Below are 26296 nucleotides of genomic sequence, written 5' to 3'. Positions count from 1 at the left end.
ACCCTCCACTTTTAAAAATACTGGACTAATTTTAACAAGCAATCAAATAATTGTCACGCATTATTTAGGCCACGTAAAGCGATTATATGGCATTTCTCTTTTATGAGCATTTCTCACAAAATGTTGTTGTATCACTTCTTGATCATGTTCACTAATTTTCTTACCTTCTAGGAAATTGTCAATCGCATCATAAGTTACACCTAATGCAACTTCGTCCGGTAGTGCTGGTTTATCCTCTTCTAAATCAGCTGTTGGTACTTTATTAATGAGATGGTCTGGTCCACCAAGGTATTTTAATATGGCTTTCCCTTGACGTTTATTCAATCCAAATAATGGTGCAATGTCACATGAACCATCACCAAACTTCGTAAAAAATCCAGTGATGTTCTCAGCGGAATGATCAGTACCTAATACAATTCCGCTATTTGCTGCAGCAACTGAATACTGTACTTTCATACGTTCTCTAGCTTTTTCATTACCTTTTTGGAAATCAGTTAGTTCAATACCCGCTTCATTCAGTGATTTAACACTCGCAGTTACAGCAGGTTTGATATTTACAGTAATGCGTTTTGAAGGATTTATAAAATCCAATGCGTCTTGTGTATCTTGTTCATCGAATTGCTCTCCATATGGTAATCGAACAGCTATAAATTCGTATTGACCATTCTCTTCATTATTTAATTCATCAACTGTTAGCTGTGCAATTTTTCCTAATAAAGTTGAATCTTGACCTCCAGATATTCCGAGTACAAGTGATTTAACAAAGCTATGTGCCTTTACATACGACTTTAAGAAACCTTTAATTTCTTCGAATTCTTTTTGTGGGTCTATCATCGGTTTTACATGCATTTCTTTCATGATAATTGATTGTAAATCTCTCATTGTTCATCCACATCCTTTATCGCTTCTGCAACTCTTTCGGCAACTTCAAAGATTTTTTTATTTTTATTGTCCCAACATTTTGTACTTAGATCAACTGGGTACTCTTCAGGATTTAAATAACGTTTATTTTCTTCCCATAATATATTTAAATTATCAAAAGCAAATTGCTTTATTTCATTAATTTCCGGAAGTTTATAAACAAGTTTTCCATCTTTGAAAATATCGTGATGTAAATCTATTGCTTTAAAGTTTTTAATATACTTCATCTTGTAAGTATGAACTGGGTGGAACATTTTGATATAATCTTCTTCATTTGGCGTTTCACATTCTAACGTAATGTAATCACCTTCTGATTTGTTTGTTTTAGTGTTAATAATACGATACACATTTTTCTTTCCCGGTGTCGTTACTTTTTCAGCATTATTAGAGATTTTTATTCGATCTGACAATTGTCCATTCTCGTCTTCTATTGCGACAAGTTTATAAACTGCACCTAAAGCAGGCTGATCATATGCTGTTATTAATTTAGTACCTACACCCCATGCAGTTACTTTTGCACCTTGTGCTTTTAAACTTGTGATTGTTTCTTCATCTAAATCATTTGAAGCAAAAATCTTCGCATCTTTAAATCCAGCATCATCTAACATCGTTCTTGCTTCTTTAGATAAATACGCAATATCTCCTGAATCAAGTCTTATCCCAATAAAGTTAATTTTGTCACCTAGTTCTTTTGCGACTTTAATTGCATTTGGTACACCAGACTTTAAAGTGTGGAATGTATCAACAAGAAAAACGCAATTTTCATGTCTTTCAGCATACTTTTTAAATGCAACATACTCATCATCATATGTTTGAACCATTGAATGGGCATGTGTACCTGAAATTGGTATACCAAATAGCTTTCCTGCTCTTACGTTACTTGTAGAATCAAACCCTCCAATAATAGCCGCTCTAGCTCCCCAAATTGCTGCATCCATTTCTTGAGCACGTCTTGTTCCAAATTCCATTACAATTTCATCTTGAACAACTTGTTTAATTCTACTTGCCTTAGTTGCTATTAACGTTTGAAAGTTCACAATATTTAGTAGAGCAGTTTCAATTAACTGTGCTTGAATTAAAGGTGCTTCTACGCGAATTAATGGTTCGTTATTAAAACAAAGTTCTCCTTCTTTCATAGCGCGTATATTTCCAGTAAATCGTAATGTTTTTAGATAGTTTAAATAATCATCTTTATATCCAACCTCTTTTAAATAGTCGATATCTGAATCAGTAAATTTCAAATTCTCTAGAAACTGAACGATTCTTTCCAATCCACTAAACACAGCATATCCACTTTTGAACGGCATACTTCTGAAGTATAAATCAAATATTGCAGTACGTTCATGTATACCATCATTCCAATATGTTTCTCCCATATTAATTTGGTATAAATCAGTGTGTAACATCAAACTATCGTCTTCATATTTATACATTATTCAATACTCCTCAGATTATATAATTTGATATCATTTTATCACACTTTATAAAATTAATTTTAAAAAGTGCACTAATTTCAAAATCATAATATAAAGTCATTTCTCACTGTGCTAAAATGTTAAAGATATAAATAAATGAGTGGGAGGCAATGAAATGAAAAATCCATCATTCAAAAAATTATTCATCATACTATCTATCGTTGTTGCGATTTCAGGTTTCTCACAAGGCATGTTATTACCTTTAATATCTGTTATTTTTGAGCGAAGTGGTATTTCTAGTTCATTAAATGGATTACATGCAACTTCACTTTATATTGGCGTCTTTCTATCGTCATTTTTTATTGAAGGACTTGTTCGTAAATCTGGCTACAAATATATGATTTTAATTGGTGGTTCAGTTGTTGCATTATCTCTGTTACTATTCCCAACTTTAAAATCATTATCCATTTGGTTTATCTTAAGACTACTAATAGGTATTGGTGATAATATGCTTCATTTTAGTACACAAACATGGCTAACCCATATTACACCAAAACATAAATTAGGAAGAACGATTTCTGTTTATGGTTTTAGTTTTTCAGCAGGTTTCATGCTTGGTCCTTTATTAGCAAAATTAGTCGATGTTTCTGAAGTGTTACCATTTGTAATTTCAGCAATACTTTCAATTATTACCATTTCACTTGTTTTATTAGTACATAATGAATTTCCATCTTCAAATATAAGACCTATAAGCATGCTTAACACTTTAAAAAATTTCAGAGATGTTATTAAAACTTCTTGGATTGCATTTATGTTCCCTTTTCTATATGGTCTGTTTGAAGCTGGATTACATAGTAATTTCCCAGTATATGCTTTAAGAAATGGTTTAGATGTTACAAGCATTACATTAATTTTGCCAGCTTTTAGTTTAGGTGCTATTATATTCCAAGTTCCATTAGGGATGTTTAGTGACATACATGGCCGTAAAAAAGTATTAACTATTTTAACCTTTATCGGGAGCTGCATATTCTTCCTTGGCGACTTCTTACCATCATATGCATTTATAATGGTTATACTATTTTTAATAGCTGGATTATTTACAGGATCATTCTACGGATTAGGTGTTAGTTTCATGACAGATTTGACACCAAAACATAACTTACCAGCCGGAAACTTAATGATAGCAATGTCATTTAGTATAGGTAGTATGATTGGTCCAATGTTAGGTGGTGCAATTATTCAAATATCACATGGTACGATATTCTTCACTATGATTGCTACCTTTGTATTTATTACATTTATACTATTGTTAATTTATAAAGAGCCTTTAGAAGAAAAGGCATATTAACAAATTAATATAGTTACTTCATAATCAACTGACGAAAAGCACCCGGAACAAATGTGTTCCGGGTGCTTTTCGTCGGTCTCAATATTTAGGGTAGAGAAAAATATGCAAATAAAAGATTATTAAACACTGTATTCATCCTACTTTATTCATTATAAATTGTTTGATAATTCGAATTATCAGAACTTTCAATTGATAAGTTTAATCAAGCATGCTATAGTATCATTTATAATTACAAAAATACTTTAACTTGGTAGAGAGTAAAAGCGAGGTACTTAATATGGATTATGTTAGATATAACAATGACGTTATTAATAGAAAACAAACTGAATTATCTTTTTTAAATTATTTTAATAAAAGAAATTATGAAGTGATCGATATGAGTTTTATAGAAAAGCTACAATGGTCACAACTTACTCAAGATGATTTAAATAGTCTTAATACGAGAAGTTTATGGAAGAATGGTGATGCGTTCTATAGTTTAAGAAGTGATTGGACCGATCAAATACAACATTACAGTAGAGAATATCATTTAAATGCTTCACGTGTAAGCTATGCTGGCTTAGTTTCTATAAATGAACATATATATACAAATTTAGGTGTTGAAGTATTTAACCCTAATAAACAAGATATGTTGGAATGTTTCCAAGATATCTATCATTTCATTAAAAATATGCTTGCATTAACCGTTGATTTTGCCGTAATCGGTCACTATCAATTGTTTGATTTATTACTCAAAGATGAAGAACATACTGATGAATTATATTTTGCTATTAGTGAAAGAAACATCTCTAAAATTTCTAAAATCTTAGACCAAGACCATCCTGTCGTGAAATTATTAAAAACACCTACACATCAGCAACTTGATTTTCTGACTACATTTTGTGATGAAAGTCATCCAACTTATCAGTCACTACAATATTGGAAACAAGCACTTGAAAGTTCGGGTATCAATCATATCCACCTTGATATTACGACAATGCCACCAAAATCATACTATGTTGGTAGTTTCATTCAACTCTATGAAAATAACACACGCACCCCTATCGCATCAGGTGGTCATTATAACGGTATATTAGAAGGCTTTGGATTTGGCATCCAATTAAATTAGGAGGTTCTTTATGTTAACTATTGCACTAAGCAAAGGTCGTTTGCTTAAAGATTTTATTGAATTTATAAATTTAAATGGAAATGAAAAATGGGCAACCGCCTTAACTGAAAGAGAAAGAAAACTACAAATAGAGGTTGAAAACATTAGATTCATTCTCGTTAAAGGAAATGATGTTCCAACTTACGTCGAAGAAGGAATTGCTGATATCGGTATAACAGGAAGTGACATTTTAGATGAAAAAGATAATCTTAACGTAAATAATTTAGTGGATTTACCTTTCGGATACTGTCACTTTGCTTTAGCAAGTAAGAAAAATACAACTGAATATAAAAAAATTGCAACAACATACGTTAAAACAACTAAGAAATATTTTAAAAATAAAGGACAAGATGTTTCGATTATTCCTTTATCAGGATCCGTCGAACTTGCCGCAGTAGTAAATATGGTCGATGCAATAGTCGATATAGTACAAACTGGTACAACTTTAAAATCTAACGGGCTAGTTGAAAAAGAATCAATTGGTGATATTAATGCGAAATTAATAACGAATAAACATGCTTTCTTTAGTAAATCAGAGCGCATCGAAAAATTCATTGAAGAAATTGGGGTGTCAATTAATGCTATCTAAATCAGAGTTTATTTCTAAATTTGAAGAAGACCGATTAGTAGACGAAACACAAACTGAAAATGTGAAACAAATAATAAATGACGTTAAAGCCAATAAAGACAGCGCATTATTTAAATACAATGAACAGTTTGACAATGTCAAATTAGATACTCTTGAAGTCCCATACCACGACATTAAAAATAGTATCAATTTAATTTCAGATGAATTGAAAAACGCGTTACAAATAAGTCATGATCAAATCAAAGCATTTCAACAAAAAATAAAACACGAAAATGTAACGAGTGGACAAACTTATCAACTGTATCACCCAATCGAAAAAGTTGGAATTTATGTACCAGGTGGTAAAGCGAGTTATCCTTCTACCGTACTCATGACTGCAACACTTGCAAAGGTAGCTAATGTTGAAGAAATAATAGTCGTCACACCACCTCAAAAAGATGGTATCAATCCATCAATTCTAGCAGCTTGTTATATTGCTGGTGTAGATCGTATATTCCAAGTTGGCGGAGCGCAAAGCATAGCAGCATTAGCTTATGGGACAGAATCTATACCAAAGGTAGACAAAATTGTTGGTCCGGGTAACCAATTTGTCTCTCTAAGTAAACAACTTCTTTATGGTGTTGTAGGTATTGACCAGATTGCTGGACCAAGTGAAATAGCGCTTATAGCTGATGAACATTCGAATGTAGATTATATTATTCAAGATTTATTAGCACAAGCAGAACATGATGAACAAGCTCGTACGTTTCTTATTTCGACTGACAAATCATTTTTAACAAAAGTTAATCAAAAATTACAACAAGCAATTGAATCTGCGCCGAGAAAAGAAATCATTAGTAAAAGTATAAACGATTTCCATTATTCTATATTAACGACAGATGTAAATGAAACGATTGAAGTCACAAACTATATCGCGCCTGAACACCTTTCTATTCAGACGACAGAACCGAGTATTTATTTAGGCAAAATTAAATACGTAGGCGCTATGTTCTTAGGACAGTATTCTCCTGAAGCAATTGGAGATTATTCTGCTGGACCTAGTCACGTATTACCAACTGATCAAACAGCGCGTTTTTCTAATGGATTAACAGTTAATGACTTCTTAACTAGTCATTCGGTTATACATTTAGATGAACATGCTTTCCAACAAATCGCACCAAGTGCAATAGAAATCGCAAATGAGGAAGGTTTATATCAACACAAACAATCACTTGAAATAAGATTATCGAACAACAAGGAGTCGTAAAACATGATTAGAATAAATAAGAATGAAAGCCCTATTCCAGCATTAGACGATCAAGCTTTAAAAGATATTATAACGAGTTCAAATTTCAATTTTTACCCTGATGATGAATATGATGCTTTCATTCAATCATATGCAAATTATTATAATTTATTACCAAAACAAATCTCCGCAGCAAATGGCTCAGATGAATGGATTCAAAAATGTATGCTCGTTTTAGAGGATGGACCTGTTCTTACCTTAAATCCTGACTTTTTCATGTATACAGCGTATGCTCATCAAATTAGACGTCCTATTCATTATGTCGATGCAGAACGAGATTTCACTTTTTCTTTAAATAAAATTTTGAATAAAATCAAAAAAATTAAACCAGCATTTTTCATAATGAGTGTCCCACATAACCCTTCAGGCATACAATACTCAGAATCATTCTTAAAATCTATTGCTGACGAAATGAAAGCAATTGGCGGTTACTTTGTAATTGATGAAGCATATTTAGATTTTGGAGATGCTTATACAATTGAATTGCAAGACCATATTATTCAGATGAGAACTTTAAGTAAAGCATTTGCAATTGCAGGATTACGTGTTGGAATCGTAATTTCAACAGAACAAACAATAAATAAATTAAATAGTATTGCACACCCGTACCCTATTAACACGCTAACTTTAAATATTGCAACACATATATTTAATGATAAAAACAAGGTCAATACATTATTAAACCAGCAACGAAATCTTTGTTATCAACTTAGAAATATATTCGAAACACATGTGAGCGACATTATAAATGTGTTACCATCAAAAACAAATTTTGTATTAACTTATGGTGATTTAGCTAAAAGTCTAGGCAATTACATTTATGAAAATGGATTTTTACCTAGATTTTATGACGAACCAGACATGAACCAAACTGTTCGTTACTCTATTGCAACAGAACAACAACTCAATGAACTAGAAAATATAGTCAAGAACTGGAGGAAAACATATGATTTATCAAAAAGAAAGATCAACTAAAGAAACAAATATTAACATAAAATTATCTTTTAATGATGAAGAATCTCACATTAATTCTGGAGTTGGATTTTTAGACCATATGCTTACTTTATTTAGTTTTCACAGTGGCATTACATTAGATATTAAAGTTGAAGGTGATACATATGTTGATGATCACCATACTGTTGAAGACATAGGTATTGTAATTGGGCAATTGTTACTTGAAGCAATTAAATCTAAAACATCCTTCACTAGATATGGGTCTTTCTATATTCCTATGGACGAAACTTTAGCTCGAGTTGTTACGGATATAAGTGGACGTCCGTATTTATTTTTTAATGCTACATTTTCAAAAGAAAAAGTAGGCACATTTGATACTGAATTAGTTGAAGAATTTTTCAGAGCACTCGTAATAAACGCGCGATTAACTACACATATTGATTTAATTAGAGGTGGTAATACACATCATGAAATTGAAGCCATATTCAAGGCTTTTGCAAGAAGTCTAAAAATCGCATTAAGTTCTAATGACTATGATGGTGTTCCATCTTCTAAAGGTGTGATTGAATGATTGCAATTGTAGATTATGGGTTAGGAAACATTAAAAATATTGAACGCGCATTGCGTTATTTAGGTTATGAAGTCATATTAACTTCAAATCGCGAACAAATCTTAAACAGTACACATGTCATATTACCTGGTGTAGGTCACTTTAAAGATGCGATGAATGAACTTGAACAACAGGGATTAGATAAAGTAATTTACGAAATTAAAGATTCACATAAAATTATAGGTATTTGTCTAGGTATGCAGCTTCTATTTGAGTATAGTGACGAAGGCTTTACTAAAGGTTTAAGTCTCCTTAAAGGTAAAGTCGTGCCAATCGATTCCCCTTTTCCAGTACCACATTTAGGTTGGAACACTTTACAAAGTAATCATCCGTCATTAAATGAAGATGTATATTTCATTCATTCCTATCATGTTGTTACGCCATCAACAGTTGTAGCAACTGCGGATTATGGACAGCCTATTACCGCAATCGTTCAACAAGACAACATAATCGGAATACAGTTCCACCCGGAAAAAAGTGGTGACTTCGGACTTAAAATTTTAGATTTAGCATTGAAAGAAGGTTTTATTAATGATTGAAATTTGGCCAGCAATAGATTTAATAGATTCAACAAGCGTAAGACTTACTGAAGGGAAATATGAAACACAAGAAGAGATGCCTAGAACTGCAGAAGAAGCGATTCAGTATTATACACAATTCAAACAAGTTTCTCGTATTCATGTGATTGACTTAATTGGTGCTAAAAATCAAAATCCTACTGAATCTGATTATATTGAACAACTTGTAAAACTAACAGATTTACCAATTGAAGTTGGTGGTGGCATTCGTACAACTGAAACGATAGAGTCTTATTTTAATAAAGGAATTGACTATATTATTATAGGTACAAAAGGTATCCAAGACATTGATTGGTTAGAACAAATAACAAATTTATATCCAAATAAAATTTATTTATCCGTCGATGCTTATGTTGAAGAAATTAAATTAAATGGTTGGATAGATGATGCAAACATAAATTTATTTGATTTTATTAAAAAAATTTCACATTTGAAACTAGGTGGTATTATCTATACAGATATTTCTAAAGACGGCAAAATGTCCGGTCCTAACTTTGATGTGACAGGTCGATTAGTTCAGACTACCCCTATTCCGATTATTGCTTCAGGTGGAATTAGAAACAAGGCAGATATTGATCAATTAGATTGTTTAAATGTACATGCTGCTATAGTAGGAAAAGCTGCAAATACAGATGCATTTTGGGAGGATATTTCATGATAAAGAAGAGAATAATTCCTTGCCTTGATGTTAAAGATGGACGAGTCGTCAAAGGTGTTAAATTCCAGGGACTAAGAGATATAGGACATCCAGTAGAACTAGCTGAATACTATAATAATGAAGCAGCCGACGAATTAGTATTTTTAGATATATCCAAAACAGAAAATGGTCATCAGATGATGCTCGATGTCATTTCAGAGACAGCGTCTAAATTATTTATACCACTCACAATTGGAGGTGGCATAAGTACAATTGATGATATTTCAACATTACTTAATCATGGAGCTGATAAAATTTCACTCAATTCAAGTGCATTGAACAATCCATCATTTATTAATAAAGCCAGTGAAAAATTCGGAAAACAATGTATCTGTATTGCAATAGATGCTAAATGGGAAGAAGAAGAACAAGATTGGTATTGTTATACACACGGTGGGAAGCAAAGAACAAATAAACGCGTACTCGATTGGGTTAAAGAAGTTGAAAAACTTGGTGCTGGTGAACTACTTGTTACAAGCATGGACTATGACGGAGTAAAACAAGGCTTTGATCATAAACTCCTGACAGAGATTATAAATATCGTTTCATTACCCGTTATCGCATCTGGTGGCGGCGGCAACAGTCAACATTTTGTTGATTTATTTAAAGAAACTGATGTATCTGCAGGACTAGCTGCAAGTATATTCCATGATAAAGAGACGACAATTCAAGCTGTAAAATCACATCTATCTCGTGAAGGAGTGAATGTAAGATGACAAAGTTAAAACCAGACTTTACGAAAGGACTTGTGCCTGCAATATTGCAACATTATAAAACAGGTCAAGTATTAATGCTCGGATATATGAACGAAGAAGCATTCAATTTAACAACACAAGATCAAGTATGTTGGTTCTATTCGAGAAGCAAAGACCGCCTTTGGAAAAAAGGCGAAAGTTCACAACATTACCAACATGTCGTAGATATTAAACTAGATTGTGATCAAGATACTTTACTTATCCAAGTGAAACCTGATGGTCCAACATGTCACACCGGTTCTATAAGTTGTTTTAATCATGATAGACCATTTTCAATTGAATCATTAGAAGAAACAATACAAGAAAGTGTCAATTCTAAAAATGCTAATTCTTATACAAATTATTTATTAAATGAAGGTATAGAAAAAATCACTAAAAAATACGGTGAAGAATCCTTTGAAGTTGTTATCGCTGCAATGAAAGGTGATCAACATGAATTAAAAAATGAAGTCGCAGATGTGTTATATCACCTATTCGTATTGTTACATGATAGAAACGTTACGATTCAAGAAGTTTTAGATGTACTCAAAGAAAGACATCATAAATCAGGTAATTTTAAAGGTGAACGCCAAGATATTAATAATTGGTAAATTGTCACAAAACATATATTGTCAAATAGAAGCAGTCGCTTATACTAGAACATGAGGTGTTATTATGTTACTAGAAAAAGCAACTGCTTTTATTACAAATATGTATCAAGAGCTTGAAATTGATGACGTTACCATGAACAACAGAATAAATGTGATTCGTAAGGAAATCAAAGAGACAAATATGTATACTCATACATCGGAAGAACTCGAATATGGAGCTAAAGTTGCATGGCGAAATTCAAATAGATGCATTGGCAGATTTTTTTGGGATAAATTGACCGTTAGAGATTTGAGACATATCGATGATGAACAAGATTTTATTCATTCTATTGAAGAACATATCAATTTAGCAACAAATGATGGCAAAATCCAACCCATGATTAGTATATATTCAAATAACATTGAAATTATGAACGAACAGTTGATAAGGTATGCTGGTTATGAAGACAGAGGCGATCCAAATTCAAGAGCTACTACTAAACTTCTCCAGCATTTAAATTGGTCAAGTAAAGGTACTGACTTTGATATTTTACCTCTCATATATCGAATGAACTTAGGCAACCTTAAATATCATCAGTACACAGATTCACTCATTAAAGAAGTCCCTATTAAACATGATCAATACCCTGATTTAGAAAAATTAAATTTAAAATGGTATTCAGTTCCTATCATATCCAATATGGATTTAGAAATTGGAGGTATTTTCTATCATACTGCACCATTTAATGGTTGGTATATGGAAACAGAGATTGGCGTTAGAAACTTTACGGATGAATATCGATATAATAAATTAAAAGATATTGCACATGCATTTCATTTAGACACAACAACTACTACAAGTTATTGGAGAGATAAAGCATTAGTAGAATTTAATTATGCAATTTTCCATTCCTTTAAAAATGCTGGTGTATCAATAGTTGATCACTACACTGCTTCAAAACAATTCAAAAAATTCGAAGAAAACGAACAGAAAGCAAATAGAAAAGTCACGGGCAAATGGAGTTGGCTTGCTCCACCACTCTCACCATCACTTGTTCATAATTATCATAAAGGTTATGATAACGAAATGAGAAGTCCAAATTTCTTATACAAGAAACAAAAAAATACTTGCCCATTTCATTAGAAAGGATTTTTATATGAATTTATATTATTTAGGACCAGTGGGAACATTTTCTCATATGGCAGCTTTAAATTATAACGGTACAAAGATTAATGATTATATACCTAAATCCAACTTATATGAAGTTGTTAATGCCTTAGAGGCAGATTCTAATAGTATCGCAATAGCACCTATAGAAAACTCTATAGAAGGCACGATAAATATAATCGCAGATTCATTAACTGAAAAGAAAGTACATGTCATAGATGAACTTCATTTAGACATATCCTTTTCATTATATACAAACAAAGGTACTCAACTAGAAGATATTAAAGAAGTTGTTTCTATCGCACCTGCTATTAATCAAACGTCGAAATTCATTAAAGAGCACGGGTTTACATATCGCTATTCTGATAGCACTGTACAAAGCTTAGAAGAATTAGATCAACATACTGCAGCAATTGCACCTATCGGACTAGAAGATAGATATGACTCTATTGAAGCATTACATACACATATTGAAGATTATCCACACAATACGACTAGATTTTTAATTTTGTCATCACAAAAAAAATCAGTCCAACAAGCAACGGACAGTATTTTACTTATAACACCTGATAAAGATAAACCAGGGTTATTAGCAAGTATACTCAATACTTTTGCGTTATTTAATATCAACCTTTCATGGATCGAATCGCGACCGTTAAAGACACAACTAGGTATGTATCATTTCTTCGTTCAAGCTGATTGCAGTGCTGAAGATGACAACATGAAAAAAGTTATTACTATCCTTAAAACATTAGATTTTGATGTTAACGTATTAGGGAATTTCAAGAAAATCTTATAGCCATTTGCTTAAATGATTAAGCACAAAAAAATGCGCATGTAACATATTTCTTCTATTAACTTAAAAAAGGGCTGGGACATAATTAATGAGTCCCCGTCCCTTTTTATAATTCAATTCATTTACTATACTTATGATTTTCTATGCCCAGTTTCGTATTTTTGTATCCATTCTTCTACAGATACCTTTTCACATAACTCCCCTATTAATTCATAAGGAATATGATTTATATTCGTGAACCTAATACAACTTTTTCCCATATTTAACTTCGTTGCAACTTCTTTAGCGTATTTATGCTCAAACCATGCCTTCAAATCTTCCATACCATATAATCCCATATGATAAAGTGCTATATGATTTTTTTGTACACCTATTGATATAAAAGGTAGTGGTTCATTCTTTCTATTTAAATAACCTTTTGGATATGTGTGCAAAGGTACTATAAAAGTTGGCATATCATATTGCATTGCCGCTTCAAAACCTTCAGGTAAATGGTTCTTTATCACATAAAATAATCTCTTGAAGACATCTTTTCTTCTTTCGTCTACACTATTGATATAATGTTCGATTTCATTCATAAAATCCCCCCTTATAAATCAAAAATATTGTTAGTATTTTTTTGATTTACATTCATTAAGTTAACATTTTCTGTTAAAAAAATATTTTCTGCATTTATGAATTTTATTTGTTCTTGGTTTTCATCTGAAAAGTGATTGTTAAATATATAAATATCTTTATTCATCGCTTTCTCGTAGCTTTTAATGAGGATACATTGCTTTGATGTAATTTTTTCAAAAGTATTATCTCCAATTAAAATCGTCGATCCTGCTTGAGCACCTTTGTCTATTTTATTCATATCATATGAATACTTACCAGTTGGAACTGCTAAATATCTAATGCCACCCATACAATTAATGAATTTGTTTTGTGTAACACGACATGCATTTGCTTTTAATAAAGTAACTGCATAATCGCCTAAACCTTCGAAAGTATTATGTTGAATATGTATATTTTCATAAAATCGATCATACATACTCGCGTGTGAACCAATGCCCCTGTTCCACGCTGACATATTAGTATCTCCAGAATTTCCAAAATAACAATTTTCGATAAGTGCATTTTTCGTTATAGTGCCATCAGCGGCACCAAATTTAGGAAACGCACCTTCAGTTTGAATATCAATTTGAATCGCTTCACTAAAGAACCTCGTCCCACTATCATCTCGAAAACCTAAAAACTGACACTCATTTACGTAAAAGCCATCTAAACCACATGCATCTATAGCATGTCCGCCTACTACATTTTTGAATGTCACATTCTGAATTTGAATATTCTCTGCATGTCCAATCGACATAATGGTGTTATTTGAATTATTTGTATGACCATATGCATCGAATGTTCCACCAATTATACTAATGTGGCCATGACCACTATACCCATAATACTTTTTAAAGCTGTGGCCATTTTTAAGCATTGCAGTTTTTGACTTTCTAATTAGCACTGCTTCATCGTCTAGTATCAATGTTGTATGTTGATATATAACGAGCTCATACATAAGGTGATACTCACCTTTAGGGATATAAACAGTAACAGGACCTTTTCTCGCTTCAAAAAGCGCTAACTGAATACCTATCGTATCTAATAAGCCGAATCTACCTCGTGCACCATAATCTCTTACATTGATTGTTCTACCCATAACTACAAAACCACCTCGATTTAGCGTATACTTTCATTATAAACATCTTACACTTAATCCGAAATATAGACAATTTAGGAGGATATTCAATTGAAAAAAGCTTTAATTGTAGTCGATTACTCAAATGACTTTGTCGCAAATGACGGGAAACTAACTTGTGGACAACCAGGGCAACAAATTGAACACCATATTTACAACAAAATTGAATCATATGATAATCACAATGATTACATCTTCTATTTAATGGATTATCACCATGAAAATGATGCTTTTCATCCTGAAACAAAATTGTTTCCCCCACATAATATCGTAGGGACAACGGGAAGAGTATTATATAACAAACTAGCTATTCAATATGACAATATTAAAAATAACGACAATGTATTTTGGATAGACAAAACAAGGTACAGTGCATTTTTCGGAACTAACTTAGATAGTTTATTAAGAGAACGTGATGTCAACACTGTTGAAATTGTTGGGGTATGTACAGATATTTGTGTACTTCATACTGCTGTCGATGCCTATAATCTTAATTACAACATCATTATCTCTAAAAATGGCGTTGCCTCATTCAATCCAGAAGGACATAAATGGGCACTTTCTCATTTCGAAAACAGCTTAGGTGCGATTGTAGAATAGTAAGAAAGTTCGTGTTAAAATGAAATAGAATAATCATAGTAAAAGGAGACTTCACATTGGTAAATACATTTATATTCGGACATAAAAATCCTGACACAGACACGATTGCATCAGCACTGGTTATGCAAGATTTTCAAACACAATTAGGTAACGACGTTCAAGCAGTTAGATTGGGCGATGTGTCAGACGAAACACAATATGCATTAGACTATTTTAAAGTAGACGCACCTTCATTGTTAGATACACCTTTAGCAGGTAAAGAAGTTATATTAGTAGACCACAATGAATTTCAACAAAGTGCAGATGATATTACAGATGCTACTATCACTATGGTTGTAGACCATCACAGAATTAGCAATTTCGAAACGGGTTCGCCTTTATATTACAGAGCAGAGCCAGTTGGATGTACAACTACAATTCTAAAGAAAATGTATGAAGAACATAATATCGAGATTAAACCTGAAATTGCAGGTTTAATGCTATCAGCTATTATTTCTGACACGTTATTATTTAAATCACCAACTTGTACAGAACAAGACATTAAAGCATGTGAAGCATTAGCTGATATAGCTAAAGTAGATTTAAACGAATATGGTTTAGAAATGCTTAAAGCTGGCGCATCAGTTAAAGGTAAATCACCTGAATTTTTACTAAATATGGATGCAAAATCATTTAATATGAATGATAAAGTTGTTCGAATTGCACAAGTCAATACAGTAGATGTTAACGAAGTGTTAGACATTCAAGAAGAAGTTAAGAACGTGATTAACAAGATCATTGCTGAAGAGAAATATGATTTATTTGTTTTTGTTATAACGGATATTTTAAATAGTGATTCAACAGTTATCGCTTTAGGATCAGAACAACAAGCTGTAGAAAAAGCATTCAACACGCAATTAGAAAATGATATCGCCGTTTTACCAGGCGTCGTATCTCGTAAAAAACAAGTTGTACCACCTATTGATGAATTATTAGGTAAATAATTAATAAGGAGTGTGTCATATGGAAATTAAACAAGGTCATCATAAATTTTATGTTGGAGAATCCGAGGAACAATTTGATGCAGAAATCACTTATCAAGATTTAGGTGATAATGTACTCGTTGTTGATCATACATTTGTTGATCCATCATTACGCGGCAAAGGCATTGCAAGAAAACTTGTAGATGTCGTAATAGATAAAGCGAGAGCCGAATCTAAAGTTATTGATCCAGTATGTCCATATGTTAAAGAAGTGATGAACCACGACCAAAGTACACACGACGTATTAAAGAAATAATATTTTACTATCAACTAGACAAAAAGCAGGCAAAGATTCCCATGGAGTCTTTGCCTGCTTTTCATTATTTAAGTTCTTTATCATACCACCAAAGTGCATCATCAGGATTTTTCGAAACTTTTTCAAAATCTTGTTCAGATGAAACATTAGGATATGAACCTTTTAAAGATTTTCCTGATGTGGTCTCAAAGAGTACCAGCATCGTTACAAATCCAATAAAACTCACTATTGTTAAATAATACGCAGGTGCTAAAGGATTATTTGTAACATGAACTAACCATGTTGAAATGAGTGGTGTTGTTCCACCAAATATAGATACAGATACATTAAAAGTAACTGCTAACGTACGGTATCGAACATCAGTATAGAATATACTTGGCAATAAACTCGGCATAGCACCTTCATATGTTGAAAGAAAGAATCCAAGTATAAATATTCCTAATGAAATAAACATGAGTTGATTAAGACCCATAAAATAGAAAGATAATAATGAACCAACTGTTAAGCCGAACGTTCCAATCAAGACAACTTTCTTATTTCCTATCTTGTCACTTAATCGCCCAAATAAGAAAGCTAAAGGAACCATTATAACCATAACACTTGTTATAAGAACTGTACCGACAGTAGTTGAAATGCCTATTACTTCTCCTAAATATGATGGCATATATGAAAGTAACATATAATTTGTAATATTAAAAAATGCAACCGCTATAAAACATAATATAATATCTTTTTTATGATTTTTGACAATTGATTTAAACGACTCTGGTTCTACATCAGTATTAGAAATCTCGTTTTCAAAAATTGGCGTTTCTTCCAAATGTCTACGTAAATAAAGACCTACTAATCCAAGTGGTGCTCCAAGAATAAAAGGTATTCTCCAACCCCAGCTTTGCATTTCGGAATCTGATAACACTACAAACAACCCACTTGCTAATAAAGAGGCAAGTATATAGCCAGCTAGTGTACCAATTTCTAGTCCGCTTCCTAGTGTACTTCTTTTATTATCTGGTGAGGATTCTGCTATATATACCATTGCACCAGCGTATTCTCCACCGGTTGAAAATCCTTGGATAATTCTTGCGATAAGCAGTAAAATTGGTGCCCAAATACCTATTTGATCATATGTAGGTAGTAAACCAATTAATAAAGTGGAAGCTGCCATTAAAATAATCGTCGTTGTTAAAACAGTTTTTCTCCCAAGCTTATCACCTATTCTTCCAAATATAATACCACCAAGTGGTCTCATAAGAAATGCAATCGCAAATGTAGCAAATGTGAATATCAATTTCAATTCATCATTCTCTACGGATGAAAAGAAATTTTTACTTATGATAATTGCTAAATATGAATATAAACCAAAATCAAACCATTCCATTGCATTGCCAATACCAGTGGCATAAACACTCTTTTTAGTTTGTTTAATGTCTACAACATTAATTTTATTTTTATTGAATTTCATGTTTTAATAAACACCCTTTCGATATATTTATGTATCATAACAGAATGAAAAATTAACACAATTGTAATTTTTCACTTTCATCAAGAATTAAAGCCATGAGGAGAGAGAAAAACTCAATAACTTAAAAGGTTTATTAAGGATTATCTAGTGTGTAAAATTCCCCTATTTTTTCGATATAATTTGTCAGATTAGTATTTATAAACTAGTAAGATAGGCACAGTATTCATTTCAATCTTAATCAAAACGAAATATTCGTGAATATATGAAAATTACATTCTAAAATTTGAATTCAACAAAACGAAGCTGCTCACCTCTATTAAAATTCAGGAAGTGAGCAGCTTTAAAAATAGAGTTTTGATTAAGACATCTCATCTATTAAGTATTCAGTTGTCTATTTATCCAAGTTTTTTTCATTATTCAACGTTATATTTCTGTACTTTCAATTAATCTTTGAATTAATGATTTATACTTCGGCTTTATTTCATCTTCTGTACATTTATTCATTGGAGGATAATTTAATTCTTCAGCATCTTGTAACGTTACTTCATCTAAATAATTTGATGCTTCATTATATTTATAACAATTTGGAAATGCATACTTCTTATTATAATGGTCAACCACTACCCTAGTTGTTGACGAAGGTGCTTGTTTAAATGGAACAACTGTAACAAGAATAACAATAACGACTGCTACAATACACACAATGAGCATTGCACGCTTAGTCATTAAATTTTACTCCTATTTGGTTTCTAATTTCATCTAAAACAGTTAAAGTTTCTATTGTTCTTTGATGTGTATTGATAGACGATTCCACTTTATTATGGTTGATACAATTTATAAATTCCATTATTTCATCCTTCATCAAATATTCATCCTCGATTTGATAAGTTCCATTGTCTGAACCGTCTCTTTTAAACTTATTGATTTCTATTGGTTCACTTATTTTATTGATTAAGACATATCCATCTTCACCTATAATTTCAGATGGTGTCCTTCTATCGCAAATTTTGGAATAGCTAATTGTAACTTGGAAAGTTTCATAATCTAAAATTGCATTACCTTGACCATCAGCACCCGTCTCTAATAAAAATCCATTTGCTTTCACACTTTTAGGCAAACCAAACAAATGTATTGCAGGTGCAATTGTATAAACCCCTAAATCCATCAGTGCACCATTACCTAATTCTGGTTTAAAGGCATTTTCAATAATTCCATTTTTATATTTATCATATCTTGACGAATATTGATGGTAATGAAAATCAGCATATCTTAATTCACCAATATTCATTTCTTCAGTAGCGAGCTGTCTAAAGGACGGCAATACGGTTGACTTCATAGCTTCCATTACGGTAACTTGATATTCATGCGCTAATTTTGAAAGCATCTTAAACTGCTCCGCATTAATCGTTGCTGGTTTTTCAATTAATACATGTTTTTTATTTTGAATCGCTAATTTCGCTTGTTCAAAGTGAAACGCATTTGGCGTAGCAATATAGACCGCATCAAAGTTAGTTGACGCACAAAACGCATTAAAATCAGTATATATTTCTGTTAACTTATGTTTATCTTTAAAATATTCTGCACGGTCTTCTGTACGTGAATATACTGCATACGGTTCAAAAGCACTAATTTGTCTACCACTTTCTATAAAACTATCACTAATCCAATTTGTGCCTATAAATCCAAATTTCATATTTTTCACCTTTTCGTAATAAAATTTAATAAAATCATAACATTTAAAATAAAGACTTCGCTTTTAATTATAACTATTGTTAGAATATATACAACAGATGAATAAAGGAGACATTGACCTTGACTATAGAAAATCAATTTGAAACAATTCAATCATTTTTCGATAGTGATGAAACAAAAGATATCAAATTTCGAAAAAAACAACTCAGACTATTAAAAAAATCTATCAAAGTTCATGAAGCTGAATTACTTGCGGCCCTTAAACAAGATCTAGGCAAAAATTCAGTTGAAGCATATGCCACAGAAGTTGGATATATTTATAAAAGTATCGCGTTCATGCTTAAAGAAGTCAAGAATTTAGCAGGCAAGAAAAATGTCAATACACCGGTATTCTTGTTTCCTAGTAAAAGTTATACAGTAAATGAACCGTACGGAACGGTATTAATTATCGGTCCTTTCAATTATCCTTTTCAACTTGTAATGGAACCGCTCATTGGTGCAATAGCCGCTGGGAATTGTGCAGTTGTTAAACCGTCAGAACTTACACCGAATGTCTCTTCAGTAATACAACAAATTATTGAAAGTGTATTTAATGCATCCTATATTTCATGTATTACGGGTGATAAAGAAGTTACAGAAAAATTATTAATCCAACCATTTGATTTCATATTCTTTACAGGTTCAACCAAAATCGGACAAGTTGTATATGAACAAGCAAGTAAACAACTCATTCCAGTTGCACTCGAACTTGGTGGTAAAAGCCCCGCAATTGTAGATAGAACAGCAAATATTAAAGTTGCGGCAGAAAGAATAGCTTTCGGAAAATTTATTAATGCCGGTCAAACTTGTGTAGCACCTGATTACATACTTATAGACGCGTCAATAAAACAGCAATTTATAAAAGCAATACAATCTACCATTCAAGAATTTTATAGTCAAAACCCTCAAAAGAGTAATGACTATGGTCGCATCATTAACGAAAAACATACGAAACGCTTACATCAATTATTAGAAAACACAAATGGTGATATTGTTTATGGAGGTACGACTGATTTTACAGATCGATACGTGGAGCCTACTATCGTTGATAATGTAAAATTCGATGATATACTCATGGAAGATGAAATTTTCGGTCCAATATTACCTATTATGTCTTATGATGCTTTTGGTGATGCTATACAATTTATAAAAAACAAACCTAAACCATTATCATTATACTTATTTAGTGAAAATGAAAATCATACTGATGAAGTTATCAATAGAATTTCATTTGGTGGCGGTTGTATAAATGATACCCTCCTACATGTTGGAAACCAACACTTACCATTCGGAGGCGTCGGTCATTCAGGAATTGGTAGATATCATGGTAAAGCTTCCTTTGACTTATTTAGTAACCAAAAAGGTATTATGTTCAAAACAACTAAGCTCGAAACAGGTGTATTATTCCCTCCATATAAAGGGAAAGGAAAGTATGTAAGAGCGATGTTTAAGAAATAATAATTAAAAAAACAGTCATTTCGCATTATTCCTCTTTTGGAATGATACGAAAAATGACTGTTTTTTATTTATGCACATTATAAATTTATATTTCTGTAAAAATTATTCAAATCTACTTTCCAGTAATTGTTTCTTCTGATTGAAAATTGTTGGATAAGATAAGAACCCTAATATGACACTCGTCATTAACGCAGAAGTTAAGATTAAGAACACAACTAATATTTGGAACAACACAGCTTCTAATGGATCACTACCAGCTATAATTTGTCCACTCATCATCCCAGGCAATTGTACAAGTCCAATTGTTTTTTGTTGTTCTAAAGTTGGAATAACGCTCGACTGAATAGATGTTATTAACTGTTTATGAATAGCCTGTTTTGGCGTTCCACCTAGGCTTAATATCAATTCTACTACATCTTCATTTTGTTTAATTTCTGAAATAAACCGATTTAAAAATAATATACTTAAAATCATAGAGTTCCCTACAATCATCCCTGTTATCGGTATGATGTATTGTGGGGTTGCTGGAACGATTTTTAAAGAAAGTAATATACCTTGTGTTAGTAATTCAACCGAAACAAATGCTAATAATAATTTCCAAGTTATCCCGGGAATTGCTAAACCTTTTTTTCTAGCGTTTTGTGTTGCTGCACCAATGATCAGCACAACCATCAAAATGATAAACAAAGGACTATTTTGATCAAAGATAAATTGAAGGATGTAACCAACTATTAATAATTGTATAAATGATCTCACAGCTGCTACAATTGTATCTTTTTCCAACCCTAAATTAAATGTTTTGGATATGACGAAAGGAATAATGATAAATATAAACATTAATAATATTGAAGTAAAGGACATCATATTTTTTCACCTATAAATTTTCTGACGTTGTCATTTTTGGCATCTTGAATTTCATCTACTGTACCAATTTCTGCAATTTGACCATCAATCATAACCCAAATATAATCGCTCATATCAAAAGCTAAATTTATATCATGTGTAATATTTAACATCGTAACTTCATGTTCTTTATTTATTTTTTTTAATAAGTCTTCAATTGCTTGTTTTGAATTTTTATCTAGCGCTGATGTAACCTCATCTAGAAGCATGACTTTTGGTTTATTAACCAATGAACGGGCTAATGAAACTTTCTGCTTTTCTCCACCTGATAGTTCTTTCGTGTTTTTATTTAAAAATGTTTCAGGTAAATCCACATGCTTCAAAAATTGTGTCGCTTCATCGTCAGTCATAGTTTTATTTTGCAATGTTAATGGTAATGCTAAATTATCTTTCACTGTTCCATTAATCATTGTGGCTACTTGAGAAACAAGTTGTACTTTTCTACGTAACTCAATAAAATCATATGACTCTAGATTCTTTCCATCAATGATTAATTGCCCACTTGTAGGTGATTTCAATGCATTAAAAAACGATAACAACGTTGACTTACCTGCACCAGATGGTCCTATAATTGTTGTGATTTTTCCTTTATAAATATCTGCACTAATATGTTTGAGTATTGTTTGACCATCAATTTCATAGTTAATATCTTTTAATTGAATCATGATTGAATCTTCCAAATTAACATCTCCTAGATCATTTTAACTATTTATAACTATATACCCTATTTCAAAAAGAAGCGGGACAGAAATCTAATTTTTGAAAAAAAGATAGCGCAGTCCCGCTTCGACAAGAATAACTAAACCTGAAGTACCTTGTTTTCAAGTGTATTTTCAATTCAGCCATAAATTGCCAATATGTATAGAACCTAGGGAAATTCATTAACGTCCTAGGTTCAAGTGTTAATATAAATCAGTTCTCAAACTATTGAAAATTGGAATTGACTCTCTAATCTGTTCTTGTGTTTCAAAATCTAATTCAACGGTCAAAGTACCTTCATCTTCATACAAACTATTGATCAATGTACCATCTGGTGCATATACTAAAGTATGACCACCAAATTCATTATTGTCACAAGTCCCTACCGTATTACAAGCAACGATAAATACTTGGTTTTCAATTGCTCTTGCTTTCAATAGTGATTGCCAATGATCTATTCTTGAAGCTGGCCATTGAGCTGTAACAAATATAACTTTAGCATCTTCCAGTGCAAGTGAACGTGCTAGTTCTGGAAATCTCAAGTCATAACAAATAATTGTACCCATCTCAATATCATCTATATTGAATATTCTAGGTTTCTTTTCTCCTGAAGTTAAATAATGGTGTTCATTTAACATAGGTACTAAGTGTGCTTTATCATACGTATTAATCAATACACCTTTGTTGTTAATAATAATTGCTCTATTATATATATCATTACCTGTTTTGTAAGCTATTGATCCACCTACGATATGTTTATTCATACGCTTAGCTTCTTCTTGAAGAAATGGAATAATCACTTGCCCATCTTCATCTGCTAATTCATTTAAATCACTTAACCTATACGAAGTATTCCACATTTCAGGAAGTACGACTAAGTCGATTTCTTCATCCAAACTATTAAACCATTCACTAATTTTTTTCATATTTTCTTCTGGTTTTCCAGGAATAACATGCATTTGATATAAAGCTATTTTCATTATTTTCACCTTCAATTATATAAATTGAACACAAACACCCTCTGGAGCTTTTTGTTCATTTTCTATTTCCGTTAGTTTACCTGTTTCTTTATTTCTACTAAATAGCACAAGGTTGTATGACTGCTCATGAGCTACAACAATAAATGAATCACTTGGTGTAATATTAAAATCTCTTGGCCACGTACCACCACTAGACACTATTTCAACTAATTCTAGCGCTGCGCCGTCATTGATTATTTTAAATACTGCAATTGAGTTATGTCCTCGATTACTAGCATATACAAATCTTGCATCATGACTTAAACGAACCGCTGCAATTTGTGAATTTAATTCAAAATTACCGGGAACTGTCAATAATGACTTCCCTACTAACTGGAATTCACCATCTTTATAAGACAGAACTTGAATTGTATTTCCCATTTCTGTTACTAAATATGCATAATCACCACTTGGATGGAATGCTAAATGTCTTGGACCACTACCAGCTGCAACGTCTAATGTATGAGCTAATGTTAATCCTTCATCACTAAATTTAAATGTTCTAATCACATCAGCTCCTAAGTCAACAATTACTACGTAATCTAAGTCTGGAGTCTGTTTAGCAAAATGAATATGACTGCCATCTTGTCTTTCAAGATTCGGTCCATTTCCCGTACCATAATACGTATCAATTAAACTAATAATCTCTCCATTCTCAGGATTCAATTTATAAAGTCTCAATATCCCCGTACCATATACCGCTTCAAATAAATAATCGCCATTATCCGATACTGAAATATAGCACCCAGTCCCATCAGTAGATGCTAAACAATCATTTATAAACGATAAGCTACCATCTTCATTAATATTGAAACTAGCAATTCCGCATTTATCGCTTTCTTTTTTAATCGCATATAAAAATTGATTATGTTGGGTAATATATGTTGAAGCCTCAACTTCATATCCTACTTCAACTTTTTCTATAGTCTGATCGTTTTCTTCAACATCAAAACGATAAATACCTTTACCTTCTTTTTTAGTATATGTCCCAATATATCCTTTTGTTTTCATAAAAATTTATTTCCTCCCTTATTAACCTTTATAATCATTCTACATGAAAACGCTAAATAACTATAATAAAAAAGCATGCGTTTAAGTATGTTATGAGAAGACCATAATCTCGTGCTACCTATGTCACTCATTGTAGCTCGTTGAAAAAAGCGTGAAAGATATTTATACGTTCTACTTGTCATCTTAGGGACAATTCAATAATAATAAACATAAAAAAATCCAAAGTTTCCATTTTTAAAATGTCTACTTTGGAAGGAACTTATCACAAAGTCTGTGACTTTGAAGACAGTCTAACGCATACTTTAAAGTATGTCTTAAAACTTCATTATAAAATATATTTAAGCGCACTTTGAACGAATACTAAAAAATGCTTTGAAATAAGTTAATTATCCATTTGAAAATTCCAGTTAGCGCATTAACGATATCGCCTGCCAAAAGTTTTTCCCCCTTATTATTTCCGTCTTTTAAATTTTAAATTTATTTAGTCATTAATAATCGTATATCATTTGTATAATAATTTATTATTTTTTCCCTAAGTCATCTAATTTAGTTCTTAACTGCATAAAATATATGGTAAAATACAAAAGAATGAAAATTCCAAAACAGTTAGGAACAAAATATATACAGTTAGGCAAAAGTGGTAAAATGTAATTCATTATGTTTTATAATTGAATGGAAGGAGGGGCGCTATGTATCAACCAGTACAAACGCAAATTGATAAAATTGCTTTACGTCTTCAACAATCAAATGATTTAGACCGTATCACCTATTTAAAAGTTAAATATGGTCTTGAAGTGTTTGTAGGGAATTTAATGAAGACAGTTGTTATATATGGTAGTTCCCTTCTATGTCACGTACTTATCTATACACTTATAGCCCACATTAGTTATTTTGTTATACGTTATTTTGCTTTTGGTGCACATGCTAAGTCCACTTTTATGTGCACTGTTCAAAGTCTAATTATGTTTGTTGCTATACCAATATTAATAATTGAATTATCTATATCGTATTGGTTTATGCTCACTCTAGCTATAATAGGATATTTGATTATTATTAAATATGCGCCTATGGGAACTAGAAAGCATCCTATATTAGAAGAGTGGAAACAAGGACTTAGGTTAAAATCAATCCTTACTGCTTCAATTTTGATATTCATTTCTTTTTTTGCTAAAGAACCATATCAACAATTAATCTGTTTAGGATTGTTTTTAGAATCATTATCTTTATTACCAATATTTTATAAAAAGGAGGAAACATAACATGAATATCTTAAAAGGTTTATTTTCAAAATCAATTTCAAATGTTTTAGCAGCAATCGGTGGGAAATCAGTAATTAGAGGATGTAATGTATTTTTAGATGAAACAGAAGTTCCATCTGAATTATTAAACGAAAAAGCGTAAGAACAACCAATTTGGGAAGTGTAGTAAATGACATATTTAACCACAACTGAAACAATTTTTTATGGATTGTTTCAAACAATTTTATTTATCATATTGTTAGCAATAACTCAGAACTATCGTTATACAATAAGGGATTGTATATTACTATTCTTAGTATATATAATCCC

At 31.7% G+C, this 26296-nt stretch carries 29 protein-coding genes; 18 read left to right on the top strand and 11 right to left on the bottom strand.

Annotated elements, in window-relative coordinates:
* Positions 1–60: 60 nt before the first annotated feature.
* Complete coding sequence (gene nadE, locus CD111_RS06080) at positions 61–882, bottom strand: ammonia-dependent NAD(+) synthetase (protein WP_095087006.1); 822 nt, start codon at positions 880–882, stop codon at positions 61–63.
* The gene (locus CD111_RS06075; RefSeq protein ID WP_095087003.1) at positions 879–2354 is read right to left on the bottom strand and encodes a nicotinate phosphoribosyltransferase; all 1476 of its coding nucleotides are present in this window, start codon (positions 2352–2354) and stop codon (positions 879–881) included. Before CD111_RS06075 ends, nadE begins: the two co-directional genes overlap by 4 nt.
* A gap of 157 nt (positions 2355–2511) precedes the next feature.
* Here CD111_RS06075 and CD111_RS06070 point away from each other — a divergent pair, with 157 nt between their 5' ends.
* The 12 genes from CD111_RS06070 (at position 2512) to CD111_RS06015 (ending at position 12835) form a co-directional block, all read left to right on the top strand.
* Positions 2512–3684: an MFS transporter gene (locus CD111_RS06070; protein WP_095087001.1), complete on the top strand. Its 1173-nt coding sequence runs from the start codon at positions 2512–2514 to the stop codon at positions 3682–3684.
* Positions 3685–3961: 277 nt separating this feature from the next.
* Positions 3962–4792: an ATP phosphoribosyltransferase regulatory subunit gene (locus CD111_RS06065; protein WP_095086998.1), complete on the top strand. Its 831-nt coding sequence runs from the start codon at positions 3962–3964 to the stop codon at positions 4790–4792.
* Between the two features lie 10 nt (positions 4793–4802).
* Positions 4803–5420, top strand: coding sequence for an ATP phosphoribosyltransferase (gene hisG, locus CD111_RS06060; RefSeq protein WP_095086995.1), 618 nt, complete (start codon positions 4803–4805; stop codon positions 5418–5420).
* Complete coding sequence (gene hisD / locus CD111_RS06055; RefSeq protein WP_095086992.1) at positions 5410–6666, top strand: histidinol dehydrogenase; 1257 nt, start codon at positions 5410–5412, stop codon at positions 6664–6666. The genes hisG and hisD overlap by 11 nt, the downstream gene beginning before the upstream one ends.
* A 3-nt stretch (positions 6667–6669) precedes the next feature.
* Positions 6670–7680 (top strand): aminotransferase class I/II-fold pyridoxal phosphate-dependent enzyme, encoded by a 1011-nt coding sequence (locus tag CD111_RS06050; RefSeq protein WP_095086989.1) that lies wholly within the window; start codon positions 6670–6672, stop codon positions 7678–7680.
* Positions 7652–8230 carry an imidazoleglycerol-phosphate dehydratase HisB gene (gene hisB / locus CD111_RS06045; RefSeq protein WP_095086986.1) on the top strand — a complete coding sequence of 193 codons (579 nt, stop codon included), beginning with the start codon at positions 7652–7654 and terminating at the stop codon, positions 8228–8230. The genes CD111_RS06050 and hisB overlap by 29 nt, the downstream gene beginning before the upstream one ends.
* Complete coding sequence (gene hisH, locus CD111_RS06040; protein ID WP_095086983.1) at positions 8227–8808, top strand: imidazole glycerol phosphate synthase subunit HisH; 582 nt, start codon at positions 8227–8229, stop codon at positions 8806–8808. The genes hisB and hisH overlap by 4 nt, the downstream gene beginning before the upstream one ends.
* Complete coding sequence (gene hisA / locus CD111_RS06035) at positions 8801–9505, top strand: 1-(5-phosphoribosyl)-5-((5-phosphoribosylamino)methylideneamino)imidazole-4-carboxamide isomerase (RefSeq protein WP_095086980.1); 705 nt, start codon at positions 8801–8803, stop codon at positions 9503–9505. Before hisH ends, hisA begins: the two co-directional genes overlap by 8 nt.
* Positions 9502–10260, top strand: coding sequence for an imidazole glycerol phosphate synthase subunit HisF (gene hisF, locus CD111_RS06030; RefSeq protein WP_095086977.1), 759 nt, complete (start codon positions 9502–9504; stop codon positions 10258–10260). Before hisA ends, hisF begins: the two co-directional genes overlap by 4 nt.
* Positions 10257–10889 carry a bifunctional phosphoribosyl-AMP cyclohydrolase/phosphoribosyl-ATP diphosphatase HisIE gene (gene hisIE, locus CD111_RS06025; RefSeq protein WP_095086974.1) on the top strand — a complete coding sequence of 211 codons (633 nt, stop codon included), beginning with the start codon at positions 10257–10259 and terminating at the stop codon, positions 10887–10889. The genes hisF and hisIE overlap by 4 nt, the downstream gene beginning before the upstream one ends.
* A 64-nt stretch (positions 10890–10953) precedes the next feature.
* Complete coding sequence (locus CD111_RS06020) at positions 10954–12012, top strand: nitric oxide synthase oxygenase (protein WP_095086971.1); 1059 nt, start codon at positions 10954–10956, stop codon at positions 12010–12012.
* A 13-nt stretch (positions 12013–12025) separates the two neighbouring features.
* Positions 12026–12835, top strand: a complete 810-nt coding sequence (locus CD111_RS06015; protein ID WP_095086969.1) for a prephenate dehydratase — start codon at positions 12026–12028, stop codon at positions 12833–12835.
* Between the two features lie 128 nt (positions 12836–12963).
* On the opposite strand, the gene CD111_RS06010 is transcribed toward CD111_RS06015, so the two are convergent.
* Both CD111_RS06010 and CD111_RS06005 read right to left on the bottom strand, forming a co-directional pair.
* A complete protein-coding gene (locus CD111_RS06010; protein WP_095086965.1) occupies positions 12964–13410 on the bottom strand; it encodes a DUF1801 domain-containing protein in 447 nt (148 codons plus the stop codon).
* Positions 13411–13421: 11 nt separating this feature from the next.
* Positions 13422–14528 carry a glycosyl hydrolase family 28-related protein gene (locus tag CD111_RS06005; RefSeq protein ID WP_095086962.1) on the bottom strand — a complete coding sequence of 369 codons (1107 nt, stop codon included), beginning with the start codon at positions 14526–14528 and terminating at the stop codon, positions 13422–13424.
* 90 nt (positions 14529–14618) lie between these two features.
* On the opposite strand from CD111_RS06005, the gene CD111_RS06000 reads away from it, so the two are divergent.
* Genes CD111_RS06000 through CD111_RS05990 form a run of 3 tightly spaced genes read left to right on the top strand, consistent with a single transcriptional unit; the run spans position 14619 to position 16445 of the window.
* Complete coding sequence (locus CD111_RS06000) at positions 14619–15167, top strand: cysteine hydrolase family protein (RefSeq protein WP_095086959.1); 549 nt, start codon at positions 14619–14621, stop codon at positions 15165–15167.
* Positions 15168–15223: 56 nt separating this feature from the next.
* On the top strand, positions 15224–16150 hold the full coding sequence (locus CD111_RS05995; RefSeq protein WP_095086957.1) for a manganese-dependent inorganic pyrophosphatase: 927 nt from the start codon (positions 15224–15226) through the stop codon (positions 16148–16150).
* A gap of 19 nt (positions 16151–16169) precedes the next feature.
* Complete coding sequence (locus tag CD111_RS05990) at positions 16170–16445, top strand: GNAT family N-acetyltransferase (protein ID WP_095086954.1); 276 nt, start codon at positions 16170–16172, stop codon at positions 16443–16445.
* 64 nt (positions 16446–16509) lie between these two features.
* Here CD111_RS05990 and CD111_RS05985 read toward each other — a convergent pair whose 3' ends face one another.
* The 3 genes from CD111_RS05985 to CD111_RS05975 all read right to left on the bottom strand — a co-directional run bounded on the left by CD111_RS05985 (position 16510) and on the right by CD111_RS05975 (position 19600).
* Positions 16510–17907, bottom strand: coding sequence for an MFS transporter (locus tag CD111_RS05985; protein WP_095086951.1), 1398 nt, complete (start codon positions 17905–17907; stop codon positions 16510–16512).
* Positions 17908–18330: 423 nt separating this feature from the next.
* Positions 18331–18633, bottom strand: a complete 303-nt coding sequence (locus CD111_RS05980; RefSeq protein ID WP_095086949.1) for a hypothetical protein — start codon at positions 18631–18633, stop codon at positions 18331–18333.
* Complete coding sequence (locus CD111_RS05975; RefSeq protein WP_095086946.1) at positions 18626–19600, bottom strand: Gfo/Idh/MocA family protein; 975 nt, start codon at positions 19598–19600, stop codon at positions 18626–18628. The genes CD111_RS05980 and CD111_RS05975 overlap by 8 nt, the downstream gene beginning before the upstream one ends.
* Positions 19601–19719: 119 nt before the next feature.
* Here CD111_RS05975 and CD111_RS05970 point away from each other — a divergent pair, with 119 nt between their 5' ends.
* Positions 19720–21096 (top strand): aldehyde dehydrogenase, encoded by a 1377-nt coding sequence (locus CD111_RS05970; protein ID WP_095086943.1) that lies wholly within the window; start codon positions 19720–19722, stop codon positions 21094–21096.
* Positions 21097–21198: 102 nt separating this feature from the next.
* Here the strand turns inward: CD111_RS05970 and CD111_RS05965 are convergent, their stop codons facing one another.
* The 4 genes from CD111_RS05965 to pglS all read right to left on the bottom strand — a co-directional run bounded on the left by CD111_RS05965 (position 21199) and on the right by pglS (position 24728).
* Positions 21199–21957 carry an ABC transporter permease gene (locus tag CD111_RS05965; protein ID WP_095090085.1) on the bottom strand — a complete coding sequence of 253 codons (759 nt, stop codon included), beginning with the start codon at positions 21955–21957 and terminating at the stop codon, positions 21199–21201.
* Positions 21957–22679, bottom strand: coding sequence for an ABC transporter ATP-binding protein (locus tag CD111_RS05960; RefSeq protein ID WP_095086940.1), 723 nt, complete (start codon positions 22677–22679; stop codon positions 21957–21959). Before CD111_RS05960 ends, CD111_RS05965 begins: the two co-directional genes overlap by 1 nt.
* Positions 22680–22901: 222 nt before the next feature.
* A complete protein-coding gene (locus CD111_RS05955; protein ID WP_095086936.1) occupies positions 22902–23678 on the bottom strand; it encodes a carbon-nitrogen family hydrolase in 777 nt (258 codons plus the stop codon).
* Positions 23679–23693: 15 nt separating this feature from the next.
* Positions 23694–24728, bottom strand: coding sequence for a 6-phosphogluconolactonase (gene pglS, locus CD111_RS05950; RefSeq protein ID WP_095086933.1), 1035 nt, complete (start codon positions 24726–24728; stop codon positions 23694–23696).
* 689 nt (positions 24729–25417) lie between these two features.
* Between pglS and CD111_RS05945 the strand changes: the two genes are divergently transcribed.
* Together CD111_RS05945 and agrD are read left to right on the top strand one after the other, a co-directional pair.
* Positions 25418–25987: an accessory gene regulator AgrB gene (locus CD111_RS05945; protein WP_095086929.1), complete on the top strand. Its 570-nt coding sequence runs from the start codon at positions 25418–25420 to the stop codon at positions 25985–25987.
* Between the two features lies 1 nt (position 25988).
* Positions 25989–26129, top strand: coding sequence for a cyclic lactone autoinducer peptide AgrD (gene agrD / locus CD111_RS05940; protein ID WP_095086927.1), 141 nt, complete (start codon positions 25989–25991; stop codon positions 26127–26129).
* Positions 26130–26296 lie beyond the last annotated feature (167 nt).

The organism is Mammaliicoccus stepanovicii, from assembly GCF_002902525.1.
Classification (GTDB): domain Bacteria; phylum Bacillota; class Bacilli; order Staphylococcales; family Staphylococcaceae; genus Mammaliicoccus; species Mammaliicoccus stepanovicii.
This window is presented reverse-complemented; position numbering and strand designations above follow the sequence as displayed.

Coding starts and splice junctions, on each gene's coding strand:
- nadE (WP_095087006.1), bottom strand. CDS start 882: ATGAGAGATTTACAATCAATTATCATGAAAGAAATGCATGTAAAACCG.
- CD111_RS06075 (WP_095087003.1), bottom strand. CDS start 2,354: ATGTATAAATATGAAGACGATAGTTTGATGTTACACACTGATTTATAC.
- CD111_RS06070 (WP_095087001.1), top strand. CDS start 2,512: ATGAAAAATCCATCATTCAAAAAATTATTCATCATACTATCTATCGTT.
- CD111_RS06065 (WP_095086998.1), top strand. CDS start 3,962: ATGGATTATGTTAGATATAACAATGACGTTATTAATAGAAAACAAACT.
- hisG (WP_095086995.1), top strand. CDS start 4,803: ATGTTAACTATTGCACTAAGCAAAGGTCGTTTGCTTAAAGATTTTATT.
- hisD (WP_095086992.1), top strand. CDS start 5,410: ATGCTATCTAAATCAGAGTTTATTTCTAAATTTGAAGAAGACCGATTA.
- CD111_RS06050 (WP_095086989.1), top strand. CDS start 6,670: ATGATTAGAATAAATAAGAATGAAAGCCCTATTCCAGCATTAGACGAT.
- hisB (WP_095086986.1), top strand. CDS start 7,652: ATGATTTATCAAAAAGAAAGATCAACTAAAGAAACAAATATTAACATA.
- hisH (WP_095086983.1), top strand. CDS start 8,227: ATGATTGCAATTGTAGATTATGGGTTAGGAAACATTAAAAATATTGAA.
- hisA (WP_095086980.1), top strand. CDS start 8,801: ATGATTGAAATTTGGCCAGCAATAGATTTAATAGATTCAACAAGCGTA.
- hisF (WP_095086977.1), top strand. CDS start 9,502: ATGATAAAGAAGAGAATAATTCCTTGCCTTGATGTTAAAGATGGACGA.
- hisIE (WP_095086974.1), top strand. CDS start 10,257: ATGACAAAGTTAAAACCAGACTTTACGAAAGGACTTGTGCCTGCAATA.
- CD111_RS06020 (WP_095086971.1), top strand. CDS start 10,954: ATGTTACTAGAAAAAGCAACTGCTTTTATTACAAATATGTATCAAGAG.
- CD111_RS06015 (WP_095086969.1), top strand. CDS start 12,026: ATGAATTTATATTATTTAGGACCAGTGGGAACATTTTCTCATATGGCA.
- CD111_RS06010 (WP_095086965.1), bottom strand. CDS start 13,410: ATGAATGAAATCGAACATTATATCAATAGTGTAGACGAAAGAAGAAAA.
- CD111_RS06005 (WP_095086962.1), bottom strand. CDS start 14,528: ATGGGTAGAACAATCAATGTAAGAGATTATGGTGCACGAGGTAGATTC.
- CD111_RS05990 (WP_095086954.1), top strand. CDS start 16,170: ATGGAAATTAAACAAGGTCATCATAAATTTTATGTTGGAGAATCCGAG.
- CD111_RS05985 (WP_095086951.1), bottom strand. CDS start 17,907: ATGAAATTCAATAAAAATAAAATTAATGTTGTAGACATTAAACAAACT.
- CD111_RS05980 (WP_095086949.1), bottom strand. CDS start 18,633: ATGACTAAGCGTGCAATGCTCATTGTGTGTATTGTAGCAGTCGTTATT.
- CD111_RS05975 (WP_095086946.1), bottom strand. CDS start 19,600: ATGAAATTTGGATTTATAGGCACAAATTGGATTAGTGATAGTTTTATA.
- CD111_RS05965 (WP_095090085.1), bottom strand. CDS start 21,957: ATGTCCTTTACTTCAATATTATTAATGTTTATATTTATCATTATTCCT.
- CD111_RS05955 (WP_095086936.1), bottom strand. CDS start 23,678: ATGAAAATAGCTTTATATCAAATGCATGTTATTCCTGGAAAACCAGAA.
- pglS (WP_095086933.1), bottom strand. CDS start 24,728: ATGAAAACAAAAGGATATATTGGGACATATACTAAAAAAGAAGGTAAA.
- CD111_RS05945 (WP_095086929.1), top strand. CDS start 25,418: ATGTATCAACCAGTACAAACGCAAATTGATAAAATTGCTTTACGTCTT.
- agrD (WP_095086927.1), top strand. CDS start 25,989: ATGAATATCTTAAAAGGTTTATTTTCAAAATCAATTTCAAATGTTTTA.